The sequence below is a fragment of the Lactiplantibacillus sp. C232 genome (genome assembly GCF_023806725.1).
In the GTDB taxonomy this organism is placed as follows: Bacteria; Bacillota; Bacilli; order Lactobacillales; family Lactobacillaceae; genus Lactiplantibacillus; species Lactiplantibacillus plantarum.
Map to the genome: position 1 here is coordinate 1 of NZ_JAMSKZ010000010.1, position 22,954 is coordinate 22,954.

The 22,954-nt window shown below is 45.6% G+C and carries 22 protein-coding genes; 7 read left to right on the forward strand and 15 right to left on the reverse strand.

Annotated elements, in window-relative coordinates:
* Positions 1–107: 107 nt before the first annotated feature.
* From MZO41_RS10320 to MZO41_RS10335, 4 genes are all read right to left on the reverse strand, one after another.
* On the reverse strand, positions 108–386 hold the full coding sequence (locus MZO41_RS10320; RefSeq protein ID WP_128650826.1) for a hypothetical protein: 279 nt from the start codon (positions 384–386) through the stop codon (positions 108–110).
* A 347-nt stretch (positions 387–733) separates the two neighbouring features.
* The gene (locus MZO41_RS10325) at positions 734–1,009 is read right to left on the reverse strand and encodes an IS3 family transposase (RefSeq protein ID WP_072534013.1); all 276 of its coding nucleotides are present in this window, start codon (positions 1,007–1,009) and stop codon (positions 734–736) included.
* Between the two features lie 774 nt (positions 1,010–1,783).
* Positions 1,784–1,990: a hypothetical protein gene (locus tag MZO41_RS10330; protein WP_003640763.1), complete on the reverse strand. Its 207-nt coding sequence runs from the start codon at positions 1,988–1,990 to the stop codon at positions 1,784–1,786.
* Between the two features lie 174 nt (positions 1,991–2,164).
* Complete coding sequence (locus tag MZO41_RS10335; protein ID WP_033098959.1) at positions 2,165–2,926, reverse strand: class I SAM-dependent methyltransferase; 762 nt, start codon at positions 2,924–2,926, stop codon at positions 2,165–2,167.
* A gap of 111 nt (positions 2,927–3,037) precedes the next feature.
* Here MZO41_RS10335 and MZO41_RS10340 point away from each other — a divergent pair, with 111 nt between their 5' ends.
* On the forward strand, positions 3,038–3,385 hold the full coding sequence (locus MZO41_RS10340; protein WP_003640765.1) for a heavy metal-binding domain-containing protein: 348 nt from the start codon (positions 3,038–3,040) through the stop codon (positions 3,383–3,385).
* A gap of 96 nt (positions 3,386–3,481) precedes the next feature.
* Here MZO41_RS10340 and MZO41_RS10345 read toward each other — a convergent pair whose 3' ends face one another.
* Positions 3,482–4,693 carry an MFS transporter gene (locus MZO41_RS10345; protein ID WP_003640766.1) on the reverse strand — a complete coding sequence of 404 codons (1,212 nt, stop codon included), beginning with the start codon at positions 4,691–4,693 and terminating at the stop codon, positions 3,482–3,484.
* A gap of 115 nt (positions 4,694–4,808) precedes the next feature.
* Between MZO41_RS10345 and MZO41_RS10350 the strand changes: the two genes are divergently transcribed.
* Positions 4,809–5,393, forward strand: coding sequence for a winged helix-turn-helix domain-containing protein (locus MZO41_RS10350; RefSeq protein WP_013355655.1), 585 nt, complete (start codon positions 4,809–4,811; stop codon positions 5,391–5,393).
* A gap of 142 nt (positions 5,394–5,535) precedes the next feature.
* Here MZO41_RS10350 and MZO41_RS10355 read toward each other — a convergent pair whose 3' ends face one another.
* From MZO41_RS10355 to rnz, 5 genes are read right to left on the reverse strand one after another with little or no spacing between them, the layout of a single operon-like run.
* Positions 5,536–6,054, reverse strand: a complete 519-nt coding sequence (locus MZO41_RS10355; protein ID WP_003640768.1) for an adenine phosphoribosyltransferase — start codon at positions 6,052–6,054, stop codon at positions 5,536–5,538.
* A gap of 18 nt (positions 6,055–6,072) precedes the next feature.
* Positions 6,073–8,409 (reverse strand): single-stranded-DNA-specific exonuclease RecJ, encoded by a 2,337-nt coding sequence (gene recJ / locus MZO41_RS10360; RefSeq protein ID WP_013355656.1) that lies wholly within the window; start codon positions 8,407–8,409, stop codon positions 6,073–6,075.
* Between the two features lie 21 nt (positions 8,410–8,430).
* On the reverse strand, positions 8,431–8,781 hold the full coding sequence (locus MZO41_RS10365; protein WP_003644563.1) for a LapA family protein: 351 nt from the start codon (positions 8,779–8,781) through the stop codon (positions 8,431–8,433).
* 12 nt (positions 8,782–8,793) lie between these two features.
* Entirely contained in the window at positions 8,794–9,585 is a 792-nt protein-coding gene (locus MZO41_RS10370; protein ID WP_013355657.1) for an SDR family NAD(P)-dependent oxidoreductase, read from the reverse strand.
* Positions 9,586–9,594: 9 nt separating this feature from the next.
* Positions 9,595–10,530 carry a ribonuclease Z gene (gene rnz, locus MZO41_RS10375; protein ID WP_003640772.1) on the reverse strand — a complete coding sequence of 312 codons (936 nt, stop codon included), beginning with the start codon at positions 10,528–10,530 and terminating at the stop codon, positions 9,595–9,597.
* Between the two features lie 432 nt (positions 10,531–10,962).
* Between rnz and MZO41_RS10380 the strand changes: the two genes are divergently transcribed.
* Positions 10,963–11,247, forward strand: a complete 285-nt coding sequence (locus tag MZO41_RS10380; RefSeq protein WP_003644565.1) for a hypothetical protein — start codon at positions 10,963–10,965, stop codon at positions 11,245–11,247.
* A gap of 146 nt (positions 11,248–11,393) precedes the next feature.
* On the opposite strand, the gene obgE is transcribed toward MZO41_RS10380, so the two are convergent.
* Positions 11,394–12,689 (reverse strand): GTPase ObgE, encoded by a 1,296-nt coding sequence (gene obgE / locus MZO41_RS10385; RefSeq protein ID WP_003644566.1) that lies wholly within the window; start codon positions 12,687–12,689, stop codon positions 11,394–11,396.
* 247 nt (positions 12,690–12,936) lie between these two features.
* Here obgE and MZO41_RS10390 point away from each other — a divergent pair, with 247 nt between their 5' ends.
* The 4 genes from MZO41_RS10390 (at position 12,937) to MZO41_RS10405 (ending at position 18,057) form a co-directional block, all read left to right on the forward strand.
* Positions 12,937–13,692: a DeoR/GlpR family DNA-binding transcription regulator gene (locus MZO41_RS10390; protein ID WP_003644567.1), complete on the forward strand. Its 756-nt coding sequence runs from the start codon at positions 12,937–12,939 to the stop codon at positions 13,690–13,692.
* Entirely contained in the window at positions 13,689–14,606 is a 918-nt protein-coding gene (pfkB, locus tag MZO41_RS10395; protein ID WP_013355660.1) for a 1-phosphofructokinase, read from the forward strand. Before MZO41_RS10390 ends, pfkB begins: the two co-directional genes overlap by 4 nt.
* A 21-nt stretch (positions 14,607–14,627) precedes the next feature.
* A complete protein-coding gene (locus MZO41_RS10400; RefSeq protein WP_003640777.1) occupies positions 14,628–16,595 on the forward strand; it encodes a PTS fructose transporter subunit IIABC in 1,968 nt (655 codons plus the stop codon).
* A gap of 139 nt (positions 16,596–16,734) precedes the next feature.
* Entirely contained in the window at positions 16,735–18,057 is a 1,323-nt protein-coding gene (locus MZO41_RS10405; protein ID WP_003645646.1) for a metallophosphoesterase family protein, read from the forward strand.
* Positions 18,058–18,164: 107 nt separating this feature from the next.
* On the opposite strand, the gene MZO41_RS10410 is transcribed toward MZO41_RS10405, so the two are convergent.
* The 4 genes from MZO41_RS10410 to MZO41_RS10425 form a co-directional block, all read right to left on the reverse strand.
* A complete protein-coding gene (locus MZO41_RS10410; RefSeq protein ID WP_013355662.1) occupies positions 18,165–19,616 on the reverse strand; it encodes a lipopolysaccharide biosynthesis protein in 1,452 nt (483 codons plus the stop codon).
* Between the two features lie 79 nt (positions 19,617–19,695).
* A complete protein-coding gene (locus MZO41_RS10415; RefSeq protein WP_013355663.1) occupies positions 19,696–20,664 on the reverse strand; it encodes a glycosyltransferase in 969 nt (322 codons plus the stop codon).
* Positions 20,649–21,923 carry a hypothetical protein gene (locus MZO41_RS10420; protein WP_013355664.1) on the reverse strand — a complete coding sequence of 425 codons (1,275 nt, stop codon included), beginning with the start codon at positions 21,921–21,923 and terminating at the stop codon, positions 20,649–20,651. The genes MZO41_RS10415 and MZO41_RS10420 overlap by 16 nt, the downstream gene beginning before the upstream one ends.
* Positions 21,920–22,948, reverse strand: a complete 1,029-nt coding sequence (locus tag MZO41_RS10425) for a glycosyltransferase (protein ID WP_011101653.1) — start codon at positions 22,946–22,948, stop codon at positions 21,920–21,922. The genes MZO41_RS10420 and MZO41_RS10425 overlap by 4 nt, the downstream gene beginning before the upstream one ends.
* Positions 22,949–22,954 lie beyond the last annotated feature (6 nt).

The following is a 22,954-nucleotide window of genomic DNA, read 5'->3' on the forward strand; positions in this document are numbered from 1 at the left end:
GGGGAATGCCTCCTGTGATGTTTTCTGTGGTTACTAAATATCATAAGGGAAGGCATTCCCTATTTCTATACAATTCAGAAATCTTTTATGCATTTACACAAGATATTTTACGCTCTCAGATACTGTGTATGCCACCCTCTTAAACTAGCAATTGAAATACATACTATCGCACCAATAACACAAAGTGCCAAGTCTAATATCATCATCATGACTGGTCCACCAAAATTCGCTTGAATCGTGTGATTTGCGGTTATTATGAAACTAATTAATACTGCGTAAAAGGTAACCACCTGATCACGTTTATGTTCTTGTTCACGCAAATGCTCGTTCGTCTGATCATATATTTGCCTTAAATAGTCTAGAAATACTCTTTTATCTTCATTCATATTCATTAGATAACAACCTTTCGTTAAAGTAATTATACAATAGTCACTAAAGCAAAAAAATCCCTACACCAGCCATTATTGAAGTGAACCCCATAATTAGAGTGAATTTCTAAGCTGCTAATTGTGGTATGGTAAGTTTGAACGTTTTGCCACTAATCGTTCAAGGGGGGCGTGTGACGAAGTCTACCGTTAGTCTAGGACCAATGCCCATTCAAGGATTTCTCCGTTATAAAGGTCAATATAAGCTGTAAAGTATGCACGTTCGTTGAGCGTTTGATTTCCCCAACGGATCTCCGTTACATCAGTAACGATTTTTTGAAATGGGCGATCCGTTTTAAAACGACGGTTTAAACGGTTATGGGCAACTGTACCAACAGTTCCTTTATAAGAGTTATATTTTTCGTTCGATGATTGAATGCCTGACAAAGGAGATTATTTTCACGCATAATACGAAGTACTGCCTTGTGATTAACGCTGATCCCCTTATTTTTAAGCGCTAAAGTCACGGTTCGGTAACCGTAATCGGGATTTGCCAAACGAATGCTTTTAACCTCATCAATTAACGTTGATGAGCCTGATTGATATTTACGGTGAAGCGCATCGTGGTAACTACTACTTGACATGTGTGCTACTTTTAAAACCATAACTAATTTAACATTGAATTTACGCCTTAGCTCAGCGATTAGCTGGGCTTTTTCTTGGTTTGCGATTTTTTCTGTGCCAAGGCTTCGAGTTTTTCCAAGTATGCTACCCGGATTCGTAAAAGCTCGTTTTCTTTCTGAAGTTGTCTCAATGTCTTAGATTTTTTAGATTTATCTGTCATTTTTAAAGACCGTCCTTTAGATGGCTTAAGACGTCTCTCAATCAGTCTTCGTTTCCAGTCTCAAACCATCATCGGTTGTTTCAATCTGAAATGGGTTGTCGTTACTGGACTTGTTGCTTTATTTTAGCTGAAAACATAGTAAAACCCCCTGAGTCTGGATTTAGTCAAACTCAAGAGTTCACTTTATTGATTTTCAGGATTCTTGTTTTTTATATAATTCAAATCAAACAAGTCAATATCAACATGGTTTGCTACCTACTATACTGTTTGGAAATGGTATGGATACTACTATTACAAAATAGGTTTTAGACTTGAGCTACTCTTGCCTGCTCCAAAATTTTGGCACTCAATATCAACGCTTTCTTGAACCACCTAGAGGTTTTCTATACTATTGGTTTAGTAACATATTCTAAAGCTGCTTCTTTAATTGTTGAATGCCAATTCAAATTCATTCACATCAATGCCTTATTAAACATCGGCACTTGAAATAATCATAATGATCAACAACATCAATCAAGTAATACCATTCTAATCCACAAAAAATATCCGTCAGCCCTTGCCAACGGATACCCAATTACTTCTGTTCACGTGCGGCTTGACCAAAAACAAAGAACGAACCAAGAATACCCACGCATGATAGTAAAAATAAAATGCCATAGCACAGTACATCCCCCACTGTCACTAAAGTCTTCGGAAAACCGGCAGTTGAGACCCATAGAAAAATCACGCTTAACCAAAACCAAAATGAGCGATAAAACCGAACCGGTCGACGTATCCGCATGACGCTCCCCCCTAACTCGTGATTCCAATGAAATAACCGATTGGAATAACGCCTATTATAGGCAGTGCGCAATTAAGTACAAGCTCTGAATACTCAAATCCAACGTTTAAGCTACAATTCATAACCGATTACGTTTGTTAAGTGCCAATCCGATTAATATGCCCCCTCGCAACCTCAATCACGACGAGCCAGTTTACGAGCGATAATCATAAATCGGTCTTCAAACGTCGTGACGCGACCATTAATGGCCAGTAAGGATTGTAACTGATGTAATTTGGGAAGCATCCGTGCCACGTCAAAATGCGGAAACTCCCATGGAATCACCGTGGCATAATAGACAATTGCGCCAACATCCGTAAAACTCAGTGCCGCGTAGGCTTGCTCAGCCCGCAGAATTTCAAATCCCGCAGCCTGCATTTGAGCCATTACCGTCAACAACTGATTGTCAGGATACGCCGGTTCGTAATGCTCGTCAAAGAATCGTGACAACGCATAATTATTGGTCGCACCAACTTGCTGAGTCACAAATCGGCCCCCCGGCTTTAAAACTTCCGCAATTCGCTTCACTGGCATCGCACCATGACTATTCGTTACAATATCAAATGTCGAATTTGGTACGGCCGTCAACTGTTCGGCGGCATCTGGATATAATGTTATCCCCTTTTTAACCACCGTTTGCTTCAACAACTCAATATTTGGTTGCCACCCCTCAGTTACCGCAGTCAGCGCTGGCTGATGGTTAAAACGCCCCATCAATTCACCACCGCCCGTATCAATATCCAACCATCGATCATCGGCACTTAGATGCTCACGAACTAGGGCAGCGTAATCCCACGGTAAGTCCGCAGTCTGCCACCGGCCAGCCAGATGACTAAAGTCCCAGCCGTGCATGGATTGCTGCGCTTCTTCAAACCAACTTCTTTCTAAAGCTGTCATATTTTGCCTCCTTCGTTTCCTGTAAACCAGACCACTCATCAAAGTCTCCGCTGGCCTATTTCAATACGAATTATGCTATGATTACAATATCTTTAAAAGGAGGTTCAGTCAATGACACAATTACTGGTCACGACCACTGAAAATATTCCGGGGCACCCCTATGAAGTTATCGGTGAAGTCTTTGGGTTAACCACTCAATCTAAGAATCTGGTCCGTAACATTGGGGCAGGCTTAAAGGGCCTAGTTGGCGGCGAAATCAAGGATTACACCAAGATGCTCGAAGAGTCGCGCGATGTCGCGGTCAATCGGTTGCGCGATAATGCAAGTGCCATGGGTGCGGATGCCGTTGTGATGATGCGGTTCGACACCGGCTCCATTAGTCAGGATATGCAATCGGTTGCCGCATATGGTACCGCAGTTCGTTTTATCACCGAAGATTTGACCACTGACAATGCTTAATCTGATTCGAGACTAACGAAACCGCCTGCCGGTAATCTGGGCAAGCGGTTTTTTAGCATGGTGGCAGCTGTTTGTATAACACAATTATAATTTTCGTCACCGGCGAATGAACAGACAACCACCACAAGCTAACAGTAATCCCATGGCCGTCAAATAAGCCGCTTCTGGGCTCACGATATTATCCAACAAGACCAATCCAACACTGCCGATTGGAATCGAAATCGTCGCCAATGAATTTATGATGCCGCCTAAGCTCCCAACGATACTTTGATCGGCCACTTTCAATAAACTCGCCATCAATTTAGGATTTGCTTGTCCCATACAAAATCCCCCAATCATCATGATTGTAACCACTACCCAATAGTTTTGCCAAAACAACAGATTAATAAATAAACCCTCAAACGCCACGACGGTAGTTAACATGACACCACGAAACGTCCACCTCTGAAAGTAACCTGTATGTAACAAATTCCCTGCAACCGAGCCAAATACGTCAGCAGTATTCATCACAAGAATTGCGACTCCGAATGAAAATGGTAACTGCGTCGCCCGGTGAATCAGGTATAAATTCAATAGTGCATCGACGCTTGCACCCACCGCATTCAAGAACAAGACGCTCCCCAATAGCGCCAAGACGTTCATGTGCACCCCCGCTTCCATTGCTTGTCGTACTTGTCGTAGCAGTTGACGAAATGTCGACGTCACGGTGACAGTTGCGGAAGGTAATTTTAGCGTTTCATACCCAGACAGCAGCACCAGACCGGCAATCAAGAACGTGATTGCATTCAAATATCCCGCGAGACGATAATCGCCCGTTGCGGCCAATAGACTGACACCCAACGCTTGGCCCATCGTCTGCATTAACACTCCGATGCCTTGGTTGATCCCTAAGGCCTCTTCTTGTAACTCAGACGCGACTTTAGCTTGTAATAATGGCATTCGGAGGCTGCCACTCAACATCCCCAACACGTCTGAGCACAAATTGATGACAATAATAATCAACAGCAACCCGACCTGTTTTTCAGTAATAAGTTGCGCTAACACGAGATATAATGCCGCTTGAACAAATTTCAAACCTGCTAACCACCCCCGCTTGTTGGTTTGCGAGTCTGCCAATCGACCAGTAAGCATACCAAAAATACCAGGAAGCACAGTAGCCACCGAAACTAGCGAAACCATCAAATTTGCTTGTGCAAACGTTCGCGCGTACGTTAATAGAATAATGTTAAATAGGCTGGTACCAATTGTCTCAAAAAGATCAGCTACTGTTAACGTGACAAACGCTCGATTACGGCCTAGATTTTTCATAACGCCACTTCCAATTTAATATTATTTATCGCTTAAATAAATTTAAATGATAAAGCAACTTTAATCGTTTGATTTCTATTTGTCAAATGGTTAAGCTAGTATTGAGGTGAAAAATATGCCCAAAAACACACTGGCTCAGTTTGCAAAGTTAATGGTCGATCCCAAGGTGGCCGCTATCTTAAAGGCCACCAAATCTAAAACTGGTTTAACAACTAAGCAAATTTCAGCCCAAACTAAAATTCCCAACAATCAGTTGTACTACACCATCAATAAAATGCAGGATGCCGACTTATTAACCATCGTTAATCAAGTTCAGGTTAAAAATCTAACTGAAAACTACTATTCCAGTGCCCACCTCTCCCATGAGACGCCACAGGAATTAGCAGATCTTGATGGTCTCGATACTGATCTGACTGACATCTCCGGTACGTGGACTCAAGCCCATGTCCAACAAGTTTTACAATGGATCATGCTATTGAACCACGACTTTACCGAAGCCTACCAGGAAGAGATGACCCGCAAGCAACCTGACAAGTCAGCCATTTTTTTCAGTAACGCGATCCTAAACCTTTCAGCGGCAGGCGAGCACCAGTTGCGCTTAGATTTGATCAAATTGCTTGGCGATGCTGAAAAGAATGATCCTGATCCTCAGTCAACGGACAAGCGTCAGGTTAAACTACTCATTGAAAAGTGGCAATAATTAGAATATGCAATTGTTAGTCTTTTTGGCTTGGCTACCAAAGAATCACTGACTATCCAAGCTAACTAACGACCAAAACAAGGGTTAGCAAAAAAGCTCCGAATGACTAATAAATCGTCATTCGGAGCTTTTAATATTGGCTTTAAAATTGCATCAAGCTCAACATATCATAATCTTTAATCTTATCGCGGCCGTGCAACTCTTTGAGTTCGACCAAGAAAGCCGTCCCAACCACGTTACCGCCTAATTCTTCAACCATTTGAATCGTTGCTGAGATGGTCCCACCAGTTGCTAATAAATCATCAGTAACTAGCACATTTTGTCCCGGCTTAATTGCATCTTTATGCAAATAAAGTGCAGACTGCCCGTATTCCAAATCATAAGTTGCTTTGACCGTTTCGCGTGGTAACTTACCCTTCTTACGAGCAGGTGCAAAACCAACGCCTAATTCATAGGCCACTGGACAACCCACGATAAAGCCGCGTGCTTCAGGCCCGACAATCATATCAACATGTTTATCACGCGCAAATTGCACGATCTGATCAGTCGCTTCACGGTAAGCTTCCCCGTCAGCCATCAGTGGTGAAATATCGCGAAAAATGATTCCAGGTTCGGGATAGTCCGGAATACTAGCCACATACTTTTTTAAATCTAATGCCATTTGTTCTTAACAGCTCCTTCAATTCTTAACCGCAGCCTGGTTCTTCACCCATACTTGGAGCGCTGCAGATTTACTATATAAAAGCGTTTCTTCAGCAACGATTTGTTGTTCGCGCAGCTGATAACTAGGGGCGTGATGTAAATCCGCTTTTGCCGGATTCGAAACGCCATTCATGACACCATCATTTATTTTAACAAATCCGACCTCAAAAAACACCTGAATCATGAAAATAAGCAAATTTCGTTCAATATGCAGATGCTTGGCCACTAATGTTAATTGATGATGAATATCAACATCATGGTGCGCTGCGGTAAACTGGAAAAGTTTCGCAAACTGCGCGCGATTTGGCATTCCCGTTAAATAAACCGATTCTTGCCGATATAAGTAGAGCGTCAGCTGATCGAGCGCAATTGTGCTGAGTACCTGGGTCATATCCGCCAGCGTGTCAGGACAATCGACAATGAAGACCGCTTGATTAGCCGTCACGGCAGTCAGATCCGTTTTCGTATCCCCCACCCATACGGCTTGCGCTTGGGAACCTAAATACTGTTCAACTTTTTTCAACAGACGCTGGTGGAAAAAGAGGTAAACCCCCGGTGCTTGAAACAAATGGGCCGAAAGATGTTGCGTCCGGGCGTCGATCACCTGGGTCCCCGTCACTGCAATATCCTTAACCATGATTTGGGGCTTTGTCTGACCGTTCCAAGTATTTTCACTCAACTCACCCACTAACGTCACATCGGTGGGACTCGCCTGAATAGCCGGCAAGGCAGTACCCATCGAAAAACCGATAGCATCAATCGTATTGGTGCCATCACCCAGTTGTAATTTCAAGTGTTGCTGATCACTACCAATCGCGCGTGCTTGCGGAACAGTCGTTGGAACTAATTCAAACAACGGTGCCGGGTTATCCGTTCCAAAGGGGGCCAACGCTTGAATATCTGCCAGAGTTGCCAAGGTTGCCTCAGCTAATGGTAACGTGCCGTCAATTGGTAAACTGACTTGCGCATTGTCTGCTAATTGCTGACTAACCGCCGCCGCTTCCATCGCCTCTTTAAGCGTTGCTAACTGGTCGGCCATGACAGTTAGTCCAACCGCCATATGATGACCGCCAAAAGCCACCAATGACTCACGAACTGGGTCGATTGCGGCAAATAAATTATACGCTTCAACGCTCCGACCACTACCTTTGAGCCGGCCATCATCATCCTCATTTAACACTAGGGTTGGTTTGCCAGACGTTTCGACCACGTGGCTCGCGACGATTCCCAAAACACCCTCGTGCCAACCATGCCCGGTAATAACTAAGGTTTGGCGGGCCTCATTTTCCGGCGTCTGTGCTTGCTCGATTGCACTGGCACTGATTGTCTTGACCAAGCCTTGGCGTTTTTCATTCAATTGATTGACCTGCTTGGCCAGCGCGGTCGCCCGCTCATCGTCCAAAGTTGTCAATAATTCTACACCGCTCTGCGCCGACTGCAGACGGCCAAGTGCGTTTAGCCGAGGGGCAATACCAAACCCGATATTGGTCTCGGTCAATTTATCGGGAATCAATCCGGCTTCTTGAATCAGTGCGGCCAAGCCTGGGCGGGTCGTCTGCTGTAAGACCTTCAGGCCGAGCGTTACCAAAGTCCGATTTTCACCAGTTAAGCTGACCAAATCAGCAACCGTTCCAATAGCAGCCAGATCTAACAGTTCCTCGGGTACTTCCTCAAGCAGCGCCGTTGCTACTTTAAACGCCACACCGGCACCAGAAAGACCACCAAATGGATAACTGCCCTCTGGATGTCGTGGATGGACAATGGCGTAAGCGTGCGGCAATTCAGTCGGTAACTCATGATGATCGGTCACCACGACATCGATGCCCTGTTCCTGCACTTGATTGATGACCGCATTTCCCGCGACACCGTTGTCCACCGTCACAAACAGCTTCGTTCCAGCCGCAATCAGCCGGTCAAAAGCAGCCTGATTAGGCCCATAACCATCCTTGAAACGATCTGGAATATAGTAATTCACGTTAGCGCCAATTTGGTCCAACGTTTCATACATAATTGACGTACTTGTTAAACCATCTGCATCATAATCACCGTAAATGGTAATTTGATCCCCGGCAATAATCGCCTCTTGAATGCGGTCAACGGCTTTTTCCATATCGTGCATGGTCGTTGGATCCAACAATGGTTGTTGATCTGCGTGCAGGAATGGAGCGGCTTCTTCCGCCGTATTAATGCCCCGCATTATTAATAACCGGGCAACTAAGGGGGTCACGCTGGCCGCCTCAGCTAACTTATCAACATCGGCTTCATCAACGGCCGTTGTTAAACGTGGCACCCACTTTTTCTTTGCCGCTAACATGGCATCCTTCCTTTCAACAACTTACTTATCCGCTGGCGTGGTTGGTTGTTCTGCCACCGCTCGTTTTTGTTTACCTTTATTATTCAAACGCAACGTTAATTGCTTATTTTCGGCAGTCAACTTGTCAATCTTAGCCTGGGCCGCTGCTAAAGCTTCACTATGGGCTGTCCGTTCCTTAGATTCATTGACCGTCGCCATCAGTACTGCGGTAATGACACCTAAGATCAACGTCACCACAATGACCAAAATCAGTGGCCAATGAACTGCTGTAATTCCAAAATTGATTCGAACTGGTTCTACGTTTAAAATTGCAAAAATAATCACTACTAGTGCAATGACTAGTGCACTCACTAACCGCCATTGATTCTTCATTAAATTCATCCCCTATTTAAAATTAAAAACCGTCCCCGTCAGCCAATCCCCAAGCTTGGGTGCCAGCTGATAACCTAAATTAGCTGCAGACATCACCCAAGGCCGATTCAGTTCGCGCCGTTGATGCCCGAGTTTGCTTACAATCAATTCAGCAAACTTAACGGGGTTCAATGCCAGCTGGTCGACCCGTTCTAAATAGTGCCCCGTGGGATCCGCAATTTTGAAAAAGTCCGTTTTAATGGGACCCGGATTGACCGTCAATACGTTGACATGAGCATCCTTGAGTTCTAAGCGCAACGCATTATCATAAGCAATAATGGCCGCCTTACTAGCCGCATAAACGGCTGATTTAGGCGTCGCAATTTTGCCAGCCATCGAGGCGATGTTGACAATTTCACCTGCAGGTTGCTTGACCATCCGTTGCGCAGCCAGTTGGCTAACATACATGGTTCCCAACGTATTGACGCGCAACATTTTCGCCATTACCGGCGCATCCATAGTGATCACCGTGGTCATATCGCCAAAACCAGCGGCGTTAATGACCACATCCAATTGACCAAATAGCTCATCGATGGTCGCAAAGACGTGATCAACGTCCGCCACGTGGCCCACGTCACAAGTAATCGCCACGGCCTGCCCCTTTGATAACAGACGACATTGATCAGCAACCTGTGTTAGCCGTTCTCGCCGCCGGGCTGCTAAGACAACATTGGCTCCCTGACTCGCCACGGCTAGGGCTAGTTGCTCGCCTAGTCCACTAGACGCGCCAGTAACCAAAACAGTTTTACCCACTAAGTTCGTCATTTACTTGACCTAACCTTTCTCAGGTAATGGAATATCAATTACATCAAAGTCACGAACGACTTTCGAGTGACTAAAGACTTTCTGTGCTTGTTTTTGTAGTTCCTTACTCAACTTACCCGTGTACCGAGCCGAGATATGGGTCAACAATAGCTGCTTAACACCGGCCTGTTGGGCCACCTGGGCTGCTTGGGTACTCGTTGAATGGTAATAGTTATGTGCCAACTTACCTTCATCTTTTCCGAACGTGCTCTCATGAACTAAAGCATCCGCATCCTGTGCCAAGCTGACCGCGTGCGGTGTCCGCCGAGTATCACCGAGAATCGTCACCGTCCGCCCCTTTTGTGGCGCAGCGATGTAATCTTGACCATTAATTGTCCGACCATCAGGCAACGTCACCGTTTTGCCGGCTTTTAATTGACCATAGACGGGACCACTCGGAATGTTCAGGGCTTTGAGTCGATCGGCTTGTAATTCACCCGGGTGGTCCGCTTCTTCTACCCGGTAACCAAAACAAGCGATCCGATGATCCAGAGGTTCGCAGCTTACTTTGAACGTCGCATCTTCAAAAACTGTCTCAGCCTTCGTGATTTCATGAAACTTCAATGGATATGACAAATGGGTGCCAGAGACCCGCAACGCCGTTTGAACGAAGTCGCGGACACCGACTGGCCCATAAATGGTGAGTGGTTCGTCCCCGCCTTGAAAAGAACGCGAGCTCAATAACCCCGGCAAGCCAAAGATATGGTCGCCATGCAGATGGGTAATAAATATTTTTGCAATTTTGCGTGGTTTTAACGTCGTGCGTAAAATCTGGTGTTGCGTCCCTTCGCCGACATCGAACAACCAGACTTCATTTCGCTCATCTAATAGTCGTAATGCTGTGCTAGTGACATTTCGAAATTTGCCCGGTGAGCCGGCACCGGTACCTAAAAATTCTAATTGCATATTTTTGTTCGTCCTATCTATACAGTCTGCTAACTATTTTACCGAATCTAGCGGCAATACACAATTGTTAGCACTGCAAAGTCATGGCCGGTCAACACCGTGCGCTCACCGACCGCAATTCTAAAAAGCAAGCGACGTTGGGCGACTCCTCACAATTAACAGGAAGAACACGAACAACGCTGCTCATTTTATTTTAACATGTCAGGCTAAAATTATCGCACTTGGTTTCAAGATTCCACGCGCCAAGACTGCCTGCCACCGGTGTTATCTATAATCAAAAAATGCACTTTTCCGGGCAAACTGACTATGACGGGTTGTGACCGTTTTCATTCAACCCGTCATCGCCGGCAAATGAATCCTCAGTCCATCTTGCTTAACCCAATTGATTATCGTATACTTGCTTACAAATCGTCTGAACAAGAGGTAACCGTTATGCGACTCATCGACTTTAACTTATCAACCGCTGATCTACAGCAAACTTTACCACTGTATTGGGAACTAACGACTAATCAAATCTGGCCAATCCAAAGTGTTACGCTCGTCGATCACCAGCTGGTTTTAGTAGCTTCAAAAAGCGCGCTCCCGCTGACACTCGACCAGTTCAATGCGCGGACGCGCCAAATCGATGGTCAAACGCAGCTCTGTATTCAAACCCCACCGCGTCCGCGCCGATTATTTGGCTATCGCTTAAGCCAGCAGCGCTTACTGTTTGGCTGAGCATCTAATCGCACGTCAACTCAAAAACAGCGTCGTTAGTTAAAATTCTAACGGCGCTGTTTTTGGATTGTTCATTATTTTATCACTAGTCTACCTACCAGACTGTCGTAACGACAATCATCAACTAATTATGTCGTCACAAAAGTTTAGTCCATAAACTGGAAGGAGTAGTCCAAGATTTGAATCGTATCATCATTCTTGGCACCAGCTGCACGTAAGGCATCATCAACACCCATCCCACGTAATTGCCGAGCAAAGCGCATTAAACTTTCTTCATGATCTAAATTGGTCATCTTAAAGAGCCGTTCTAACTTATCACCAGACAAGACGAACAAGCCCGGTTCTGGATTATCAATGCTAAAGTCCGCATCCGCTTCAGTCGTGTAATCACGGTGCTTCAAGTCGTCAACACCCTTGATTGGGAATTGTGGCGTCGTATCCAACAAATCAGCCGTCTTGGCTAACAAGGCTTTTAGTCCCTGTTGGGTAATCGATGATACCGGATAGACGGCTGGCGTGTTTGGCAACGTATCATCCGTCGCTAACTTCGCCTTAAAGTCTTCCAGATTAGCTTCGGCATCCGGCATATCCATCTTAGTCGCCACCACGATTTGGGGCCGCTTCAAGAGGTCAGGATCATAACTCGTCAGCTCGTGATTAATTTTGTGATAATCCTCAAACGGATCGTTTTCTTCTACACCACTCATATCAATCAGATGTAAAATAACGCGCGTCCGTTCAATATGCCGCAAGAATTGAATCCCTAAGCCGACCCCGTTAGCTGCACCTTCGATCAAACCAGGTAAATCAGCCATAACAAAATCACGACCGTCATCCAAACGAACCATCCCGAGATTAGGCACTAAAGTTGTAAAATGATAGGCCGCAATCTTGGGCTTAGCACTCGTGACCACTGAAAGCAGTGTCGACTTGCCGACTGAAGGAAAACCAACCAGACCAACATCGGCCAAGACTTTCAATTCCATTCGAATCGTCAATTCATCGCCGGGCTCACCATTTTCAGCAATTTCAGGAGCAGGGTTCTTAGCGCTAGCAAAATGAATATTTCCCCGGCCGCCCCGGCCACCCTTGGCAACCACTAACCGCTGATCTTTATTGACGATATCGCCAATTAACTCACCAGTTTCAGCATCCGTCACCGTTGTCCCAAGCGGTACTTTGATAATTGTGTCCTTCGCGGAACGACCAGTCATCTGCTTAATCATTCCATTGCCACCAGCTGCGGCTTTGAACTTCCGCGTATAACGAAAATCCATCAGTGTTCGTAATCCTTCGTCAGCCTGCAATACGACGCTTCCGCCGCGACCACCATCACCACCAGCGGGACCACCATTAGGAACAAACTTTTCACGGCGGAAAGCAACCATGCCGTTACCACCGTTACCGGCCTTTACATCTACTTTTACTTGATCAACAAACATGTTCTTTTCTCCCGTTTCTTCTATATTATTATCTACGAAATCCGATCGTGCGAAATTAGATACCTGACCTAGTATACAAATCTTCGGCCACTTCGTCAAAAGTTCCACGCCTAATTAGACAGATCATCTTTATTTGGATGCTAATGACGATTTGATGACAGGTTTTGGATTATTTTGACGGTTTTTGAAGGTTTTTGTTGCATTTTGACGTTTAAACAGGTATATTATTATGCGGAGGGATTTGAAAGTGCTTACAGAAGAACGTCAACAGTACATTTTAAATACGATCCGTTTCAAGGGCATTATTAAAATCAAGGACATCTGTTCTGAAACTCGTTGTTCCGAGTCCACGGCGCGCCGTGACCTCCAACAGCTAGAAGAACAGGGCGAGTTACTCCGCGTGCACGGTGGTGCGAAGTATATGAACTCACTCCAAGAGGAACCCGCGATGAATGATAAGGTTTCCCGCAACGTTAACGCCAAGGACCATATCGCGCAGCAAGCCGTTGCGAACATTCAAGTTGATGACGTCATTTATTTGGATGCTGGGACTTCGACCCTAGCCATGATTCACCATTTAAATCCGAGCTACAACTTACGTGTCGTGACTAATGGTGTGGTCCATGCTTCCGCTTTGGCAGACATGGGCATCCAAACCTACCTGCTTGGTGGCAATTTGAAAGGCACTACCAAAGCCGTAATTGGTCCCGAAGCCGTTAAATCGTTAGAGGAATACCGGTTCAACAAAGTTTTTCTTGGTATCAACGGTGTCCACCCAAAATTCGGGCTCACAACGCCCGACCCCGATGAAGCGGTCGTCAAAAAAACCGCAATTCTACAAAGTGAAGAAAGCTTTATCTTAGCTGACAACACTAAGTTCGACCACGTTTCGTTTGCGCGCGTCGGTGATTTATCCAGTGCAACCATCATCACTGACCAACTCACGCCAAGCGTTGCCGAACAGTATCAACCATTAACTACGATTCAGGAGGTTCAATCATGATTTATACCATTACTGTCAATCCATCAATTGACTACGTGGTGCAACTACCCCAAATGACCCTCGGTAGTGTTAACCGGTTAGCACACACGGCGAAACTCCCTGGCGGTAAAGGCATCAATGTATCGCAGATTCTGAACGACCTAGACCAACCCAACAAGGCCCTCGGCTTTATCGGTGGGTTTACCGGCACGTTTATCAGTGATGCTTTAAAAGCCAAGGGCCTAGATTGTCACTTCACACCGATTGCCGATGACACCCGGATCAACGTGAAGATTCACGCTGAAGAAGAGACCGAATTAAACGGTGCTGGCCCGGACATCACCGCCAAAGAAATCGAAGCCTTCTACACCGAATTAGCCAATTTAACGCCGGATGACGTGGTCGTCATGTCTGGTAGTTTAGCGCCTAGTTTACCAGATAGCTTCTACTACGATATTATTCAGAAGGTCGAAGCTGCTGGTGCTAATTTTGTCATCGACACGACCGGTGAAGCTTTGAAGAAAACTTTACCCAGCCACCCCCTCGTTGTGAAGCCTAATAACCACGAACTTGCTGATTACTACCACACGACGTTTAATAGCCAGGCTGATATCATTGCAGCGGGCCAACGGATGCTAGCTGAAGGTGCACAACACGTGCTGATTTCAATGGCCGGCGATGGTGGCCTCCTAATCACCAAGGATGCGGTCTACTTTAGTCCCGCACCAAAGGGCCAGGTAATCAACTCAGTTGGTGCCGGTGATTCAATGATTGGTGGCTTTGTCGGCACATTCGCCAAAACACACGATGCTGTTGAAAGCTTCCGCTACGGCTTAGCTTGTGGCTCCGCAACCGCCTTCTCAGAAGACATTGCGACCCGCGCCAAGATCGATGAAATTTTGCCACTCATTAACATTGAAAAACTCGCTCACTAAAGAAAGGACTGTTAACTAAACATGGATATCCGCGATTTATTACTAAAAGATGTCATGATCATGGACATGCACGCCACGACCAAGGACGAAGCGATTGATGAGTTAGTTCATAAATATGCCGAACAAGGTATCATCAATGATGAGGCCCTCTACAAGCAAGACATCATCAAACGGGAAGCCGAATCAACTACCGGGATTGGCGACGGGATTGCTATGCCCCATGCCAAAGATAAGGCTGTTAACCGGGCAACCGTGATGTTTGCTAAGAGTAAGGCCGGCGTTGACTTCAACGCGTTAGATGGTCAACCCGTTCATCTTTTCTTCATGATTGCTGCTCCTGAAGGTGCCAACAACACCCATTTAGCCGCCCTCGCCGCCCTCTCAAGCTTATTGATTGATCCTGAATTGGTCGCTAAACTTAAGAATGCACAGTCACCTGAAGAAGTTCAACAACTCTTCGGTGATGCCCAGGCTGCTAAGGAAGAAAAGGAAGCCAAAGATGCAGCTGCCAAGGCCGAAAAAGAAGCCGCAGCTGCCAGCACCACCACTGACGAAAAACGTCCCTATTTAGTTGGGGTTACCGCCTGTCCAAACGGAATCGCCCATACTTACATGGCCGAAGCAGCCTTGATCAAAGCCGGTGAAGCGGCCGGTGTTGACATCAAAATCGAAACGAATGGTTCTGAAGGTGTTAAGCACTTATTGACTGCCGATGAAATCGCTCGTGCCGACGGTGTTGTGATCGCCGCTGACAAAAAGGTCAAGATGGCCCGTTTTGATGGTAAGCACCTGGTTAACCGTCCCGTTACTGACGGGATCAACAAGGCCGATCAATTAGTTCAAGAAGCCTTGAGCGGTAAAGCTCCTGTCTATCACGATGCTGATGGTGGTGCTGCAGATGACGATGAAGGTGGCAGCGCTAATGGTAGTGTTTGGGGTGAAGTTTACAAAGACCTCATGAACGGAATTTCCCACATGTTGCCATTCGTTGTCGGTGGTGGGATCTTAATGGCCCTCTCCTTCATTATTGAGCAATTCGTTGGTAGTAAGAGCTTAGCCTTTACCTTCTTCAACCAAGCTGGTAACATGGCTTTCGCCTTCATGGTACCTGTTTTAGCCGGTTACATCGCCGAATCAATTGGTGATCGTCCTGCTTTGATGCCCGGGTTCGTTGGTGGGTTCATGGCCACGGTATACACTGGCGCTTACGGTGGTGTTTACACGGCCTCCATTACCGCCAATGCTAAGAGTCCCGCTGGTTTCTTAGGTGGTTTAGCCGCTGGTTTCTTAGCCGGTTATATTACTGTTTGGATGAAGAAGTGGACCAAGAACATGCCACAATCCTTAGACGGGATGAAGCCAATGCTGATCTTCCCAATTCTGGGCTTATTGATTATTGCTGCGCTAATGTTCTTCGTTGTTAACCCAATCTTCTCAGTTATCAACGCCTGGATTACCCACTTCCTAAACTCAATGGGTACTGGTAATGCCGTTCTCCTCGGGCTTGTCCTCGGTGGTATGATGTCGATCGATATGGGTGGTCCTTTCAACAAGGCCGCTTACGTCTTCGCAACTGGTGCCTTTACCGCAACTGGACATGGGAACTTAATGGCCGCTGTTATGGCTGGTGGGATGGTTCCACCATTGGCAACTGCGATTGCCACTGCCTTCTGGCCAAAGAAATTTACGGATGACGAACGTAAAGCTGGTATCTCTAACTGGTTACTTGGTATTTCCTTCATTACTGAAGGTGCCATTCCATTCGCCACAGCTGACCCATTGCACGTTATCGGTTCAAGTGTGATTGGTGCTGCCATCGCCGGTGGCTTAACTCAACTTTGGGGCGTTGCCGTCCCTGCTCCTCATGGTGGCCTCTGGGTCTCATTACTCGCCACGAATATCTGGGGCTACATCGGTGCCACAATTATCGGTGCCGTTATCGCTGGGGTTATCCTTGGTCTCTGGAAACCAGCTAAAGCTTCTAAATAATGTGATATCTAAAAAGACGATCAAATTGATCGTCTTTTTTTGTTTTCAAAATTAACGAATCAGCCGTCTAACCCCGCAATAAAACGGGTATAATGAAAGTAATATACTGATTATGTTAACGAGAATCGAGACGAGTTTGATGAAACTACGAAAATCTATCTTTGGCATCAGCTGTGTATTATTCGGCATGATGCTGCTTTCCGGTTGCCAAAAACAAACTAAAATGACCCTGCCCCCTGTCAGTCACAAGACCTTAACAGCGATGGTGATCAGTGATGACCATGTCATTGCGCCCAGGCTGCATGATAATGGTAAGGCTTTCACGCAGTACGCGGCTAACGATGCCGGTGCGGATTTAAAATACAGCGCGACGATTTTTCGCGCTTTTATTGCTAAGGCGTTAATCACCAAGCCTGACGTTGTGCTCATCAGTGGCGATATTACTAACAACGGTGAAAAAGCCAGTCACGAGTACGTTGCCAAGCAGCTTCGCCGACTGACTGCTAAGCACATCCGCGTCTACGTCGTCCCCGGTAATCACGACTTGAACAACCCCATCGCCCGTCGCTTCAAAGGAAAGCATCAATATAGCACCGAGGCGACTAGCCCGACCCAGTTCAAGAAGATCTATCATCAGGCCGGCTACGGCCAAGCCAGTGAAACTGACCCAAGCTCATTGGGATATTTGGTAAAACCTAGTAAACACACTTGGTTTTTAATGCTAAACTCCGCCATTTATAAAAGTAATTATCAACAAGGTAATTCAACGGTCGGTGGTGGCCTGACCGATGGGACCTTACAATGGCTTACTAAAGTCGGTAAGCAAGCAAAACAAGCCCATGCGACTCTCATTCCCGTCCTACATCACAATACAATGGACCACACGGTGATTCATCAGGACTATACAATCGGTTATGCCGAAGATGTCCGTAAGGCCTTTACCACTGCGGGTATCAAGTTATCGCTCAGCGGCCATATTCATGCTCAAAATATCAAGTCTACCAAAGTCAAGAACCAGTCACTGACTGATATTGCCAGTGGCGCCCTGATACTGGGATCTCACTATTACGGTACGCTTAAGATCAACCAGAGTAACGGGACGGCCACGTACCACGCGACCCCGTTAAACGTGAGTGCTTACATCAAGCACCACCGTGGTAATAAAGCGATGCGCGCCTATCAAAAGTACGATCATGACGTGTTATATGCGGCTGGCTATAACGCAGCACTGAGTCAGTTATATGAGGACCGTGACGAAACGCAACTATCAAGCGCTAAAGTTAATCAGCTAGCCCGCGGCATGGCGGCCGCCAATATCGCGCTCTTTCGGGGCACCCCAGTCAAAAATAGCGCCGCTATTCAAGCTTGGCAACAAATGCCCCACAATACAAGTTTGCGCGGCTTCGTGTTAGCCACCAAGAAACTACACGGCAACGTGACGTGGTCTGGGTCCGTACAATAACCACTTTATAAACTAAAGACGACAGCGAATTTTCAGGCTGTCGTCTTTTTGATTAGTCACTACTTATAGCTGGTCAGTCACACCGGCACCACCCTACTTCGATTCGGCTAGATTGGTTTTCGCACACGTAGCATTTGGTTAACAATGGTCATTAAATAATCACGCTTGCTAAATCCGACGACGGCCGTTATCAAAATCAATAGATAACGGAGTACAACACTGTGATAGCCTCCTAAAAATAGAAAGCCAACCGCCAAAAAAGTGAGCGTAATCAGCCCCAGTATCTTGCGATCATATGGAAGCGTGCCAAGTTTTTCGCGACAGATTCGATTCATAAACCAATAATGAACAACCGCATACATCACATAGCAAATTAATGTTGTATATCCCGCCACCTCGTATCCTAAAATTGGAATCAACCAATAATTTAGCGCCACATTCAATACTGCGCCAATAACACTGGCAATCATGATTAAAGATGTCCGTTCATAATAGAACTCAAACTTTGCAAATAAATCAAAAGCAAAAATGAAAAAGACGCTCATTGCGATTGGTGGAACGATCCAGGTCGCCTTAGCATATGCTCGTGGTGCGAATATCGAAACGATTTCGGGCGCAAATGCAATCAATAGCAGGTTGACAACCGCAATTAAAACTAAGGCACCGTAAGCAACACCCGCAATATCGGCCACCCGTCGATCCTTGATTTTTTGATATATCCACGGACTCAGCGTTTGCGACAATGCAACGTTAAATAAGATCATGATTTGTGAAAGTGAGTACGCCAAACTATAAATGCCCGCACTTTTCGTATTTACCATGTTCGCAATCATAATCCGGTCAGCACTACTCAGAACGATTTGTGAAAGATAATGTGGGGCCAACGGGATGTTGAACATTAATGCGTGACGCCAAAAATGGCGCGAGAAAAACGTTTTGCCACGATACATTTGCACAAAAAACAAGCCCGTATAGCCTACCAGTTCCACTAATGCTAGCCCTAAAAATCGAGCCGTCACTTTATCATTCGCATACACAACGAGCAATACGCCTACTAACGGTTTGGCGATTGCAACCAGCAAGGTCACCATCACCAATGATTTGTATTGCAAGGCAACTCGGCGCTCACCAGCCCAAAAATTAAAAACTGACGAGGTCCATACCATTAGAAGCATCGCCAACATCTGCGTCGTCGTTAAAGAAAAGACACTATTCCAAAAATCACGAAAGCCAAGGTAAACTAGTGTCCATGCTAATACCAACACAACCGTTAATCCTTGTAATGCAGCCGAATATCGACGTCGATCATGGCTGAATTTGATGAGACCTTGAGTATAAACGCCGTAGCACAGATTTAGTGAGACGATGATCGTGACGATAGTCAGCCAGGAGTACAGCACATTAAATTGACCATACTCGGAAGTAGACATTATTCTGGTAAAAATGGGCGTTGCGATTATTGAAATGCTCTTTTCAAAAAAAGCACAGACTAAGAACCAAAGTGAGGCCTTAACTTGCTTTGGCAAATGCCGATATTTATTTCTAATACTGACTAACATAAATTCCTTTCTCATAGGTCTGAACTGAGCATCACATCCCCTGCTTACTAATAACAAATCTCATAAGCACCGCACACGTTCAATCACTTGGTTGTTGTCGATACCGGCGCCCATTTACCGACCAAATCGTTCTTAAACGTAAATAGTTGATCACATAGTAACAATTATCTGGGGATGTCACCATTGCGCGGACTAACGCAGCCAGGGCCTGACCAAGTTTTCGTTTGCGCATACTGGCCATCGCCATCGTAAAATATTTTTGCCCACGATTAAACATACTTTGGGCACGGACGTCATTTATTTTGTCTGTTAACGCCGACATCCCGCGGCCGAAACTGTCTGCTCCCGTCCGTTTACGTTCCGCATACAATTGTTGAATATAGCGCGATACCAGATACGTTTTCCACGCGTCGCTGGTCATACTATTACCGCGTAACCGATAGTTCAACACTCGGCGGTTAATTGACCCGATTTTGAATCCATTAGCAAGCAGCCGCAGCCAAAGATCATAGTCCTCAGCCGTTGGTAATAAACGGTAACCACCGACTTGTTGGACGGCCGTTTTCCGCATTAAAACGGTGGGATGAATAATTGTCGAACCATAGGGCAGGATTTTTTGAATTAGTGGTTCAGCCTCGGGAATGGCCGATTTTTCCCCGACAACCTCATCCTGTTCATCAAGATAAGTAATATTTCCGGAAATTAAATCCAAATCGCGCGTTTTTAACGCCTCTAATTCCACTTCGAGCCGATTAGTGACAGAAATATCATCCGCATCCATCCGCGCAATCAACTCACTACTTGCTAGCTCAATCGCCTTATTGAGACTAGCAGCCAGGCCGAGGTTTTCTGGATTGCACACTAGTTTGATCATTTCCACACGGCAATCGTAATCCATTAACAAGTCTTTTAAATCACTCCGTTCTGGATTATCCAGTACGATCACAAACTCCCTCGGCAAATAGGTTTGCTTCAAAATCGAGTCAACCGCTTGCTGGACTTGCTCAGGTCGTTCATTATATACACTCATAATTACGCTGATTGCCATTTTTTCTCCTCAATCTTCAATTCAGTTGAAAGTAAATACCCCAAGAATATTATTGCCGTCAGTACCATGCCGCTGCGCGCAACCTCACCTTTATAATTTGCGATTAGTAGAACTACGCCAAAGGCTAGAAAGATTTTACTATCACGAACAACCTTTCCAGACTTTTTGTGGCAAGCCGTCAACGAGGCTATAATCGTACCGTACAGTAGCACCATGTAAATGATGCCCCCCATAAATAAGTCATTAATAAAGCCAATGTCGGACGTTCCGAACCAAATATTGTTGGCATTGCCACCATATACGCGAACGCCATAACCAAACACCCAATCTAAAAGCTGACTCGGAAACATCAAGAACGAGCCCGTCAGTTGTTCGTAATTGCCCTGCTTACTACCTTCAAAGACGAGTGCAAACGTATCTTCAAAGCCACTGACGATCCAGGTATACGTATCAGGCTGGATGGATTGCAGAAAAGCCAAACCCAGTATGATAAAGGTCACACTCAACACGATAATCAGTGCAACCTGAAACAGCCCTCGAACACTGGACAGCATTCGTTTGACCAGCATCAAGGCAAAACCAAAAGCCAGCGTGATCAAGCCAGTTCGGCCGTTTAATACGATAATAAAGACACAAAATGGCAGGAACCAATAATACTTTTTGCCAAGGTTCATTCCCATATATATCGCAACTAGTCCCATCAGACTATGGTAAATTGGGGTAAAAAATGTGTAATCACTGCTGATTCCATACAAACGTTCACCATAAATAAACTGATTCTGAATAATACCGGTGGCTGTTTTTGCTAAAATCGCAGCGCGAATACCCGAACTTGCCAGCATGACCAAAGCAAACAAGCATTGAACAACCACCATCCATAGCATCCAGGTCAAGACCGTTTCACTTGTCACGTTAAAATACTTACGAAGAACTTCTAGCCATAACACTAAGGCAAGGACATTCAAAATAATCACAACATTTTGAAACACCCGGGGATCAGTTCCTGCCAGCTTCGCTCTGAACGCAAAGTAAATCACTGATAGCATCACACCAATCACAAAAATGTGCAGCCGATTAATAGCAATCGATAAGTCCTTTGGCGACAATAGCAAGACGCAACCACCAGTAATCCCCAGTGTAACAATCAGGGGCACATAACTACTGCTCCAAAAGTTGGGTTGGTAAATCAGGTAAAATCCGGCAATCAATAGTCCTAGTCTTAAGAATGGCCCACCAATCTGACGATTTACTGCAGTCATCGTTCCATTACTCCTTTATAAACTTGCTGGATCCGCTGAATGAATTGCCTTTGTTCATAGTCACTAAAATCGACCGCTGCTATTTTAGCCTTGGTTTCCTGATAAAATTTCCCATCCGAAAAGAGACGTGTCAGTACTGCCAATAATTCAGCATCACTCGCATAAACCAGGCCATTTACCCTTGCGGCCGTTTGAGAGATGCCCCCAATGCGGGGGGCAAACGGAATCGCACCCAATAAGGCTGCCTCGACCATGGTCAATCCAAACGCGTCTGATTTGGACGTCGACAGCACAACTTTTGCATGCCGCATGTATTTGTAAGGGTTACTTTTAAACCCTAACCACCGTATTTGCGGGGTGGCTGCAATCTGTTTAGCGATGTGTGCGCTCAAGCTACCATCGCCGACAATCCCAATCTTTAGTTCAGGGATTGCGTCTAATAATTTATGCGCAATTCTCACAAATCTTGCGGGATCTTTAACATCTTCCAACCGTCCCACGAATAACAGGTCAAATGCAGTGGTTGTACTGGCAGTAGCCAGTTGGCAAATCCGTGAACTGTCGATTCCATTGGGAATAATCGCCGTATTGGTTAAATGTTTGTGGAAGCGATACGATTCTTTAGCCCAATCTGAAACATATAAGACTCGTGAGCTCTTGTTGCCAATATATTGAAACGCCAAACTTTTCCAGTTCACACTAGTCTGCCATATCGGGGCTTGATGGATATGGGTGATAATTGGCACATGGTGAAAAAGCAGGTTGACCAAAAAACTCGCTTTGAAATCGTGTGCGTGAATAATATCTGGCTGGAGTGCCAGAATAGCTCGCCGAAATTTAAGAAGCTGTTTCGGCGAAAAACTTTGATACGCGATTCCGACAGCTTGCAAGCTTTCTTGTATCGATCCTGATTGTGAGCAGTAGGTGAAATCATAGGATCCACTCAAACCCCTACTGATATTAATGACCACCTGCTCAGCACCACCTAATTTGGCGGAAAACAAGACATGAACAATTTTTGTCATCGACAA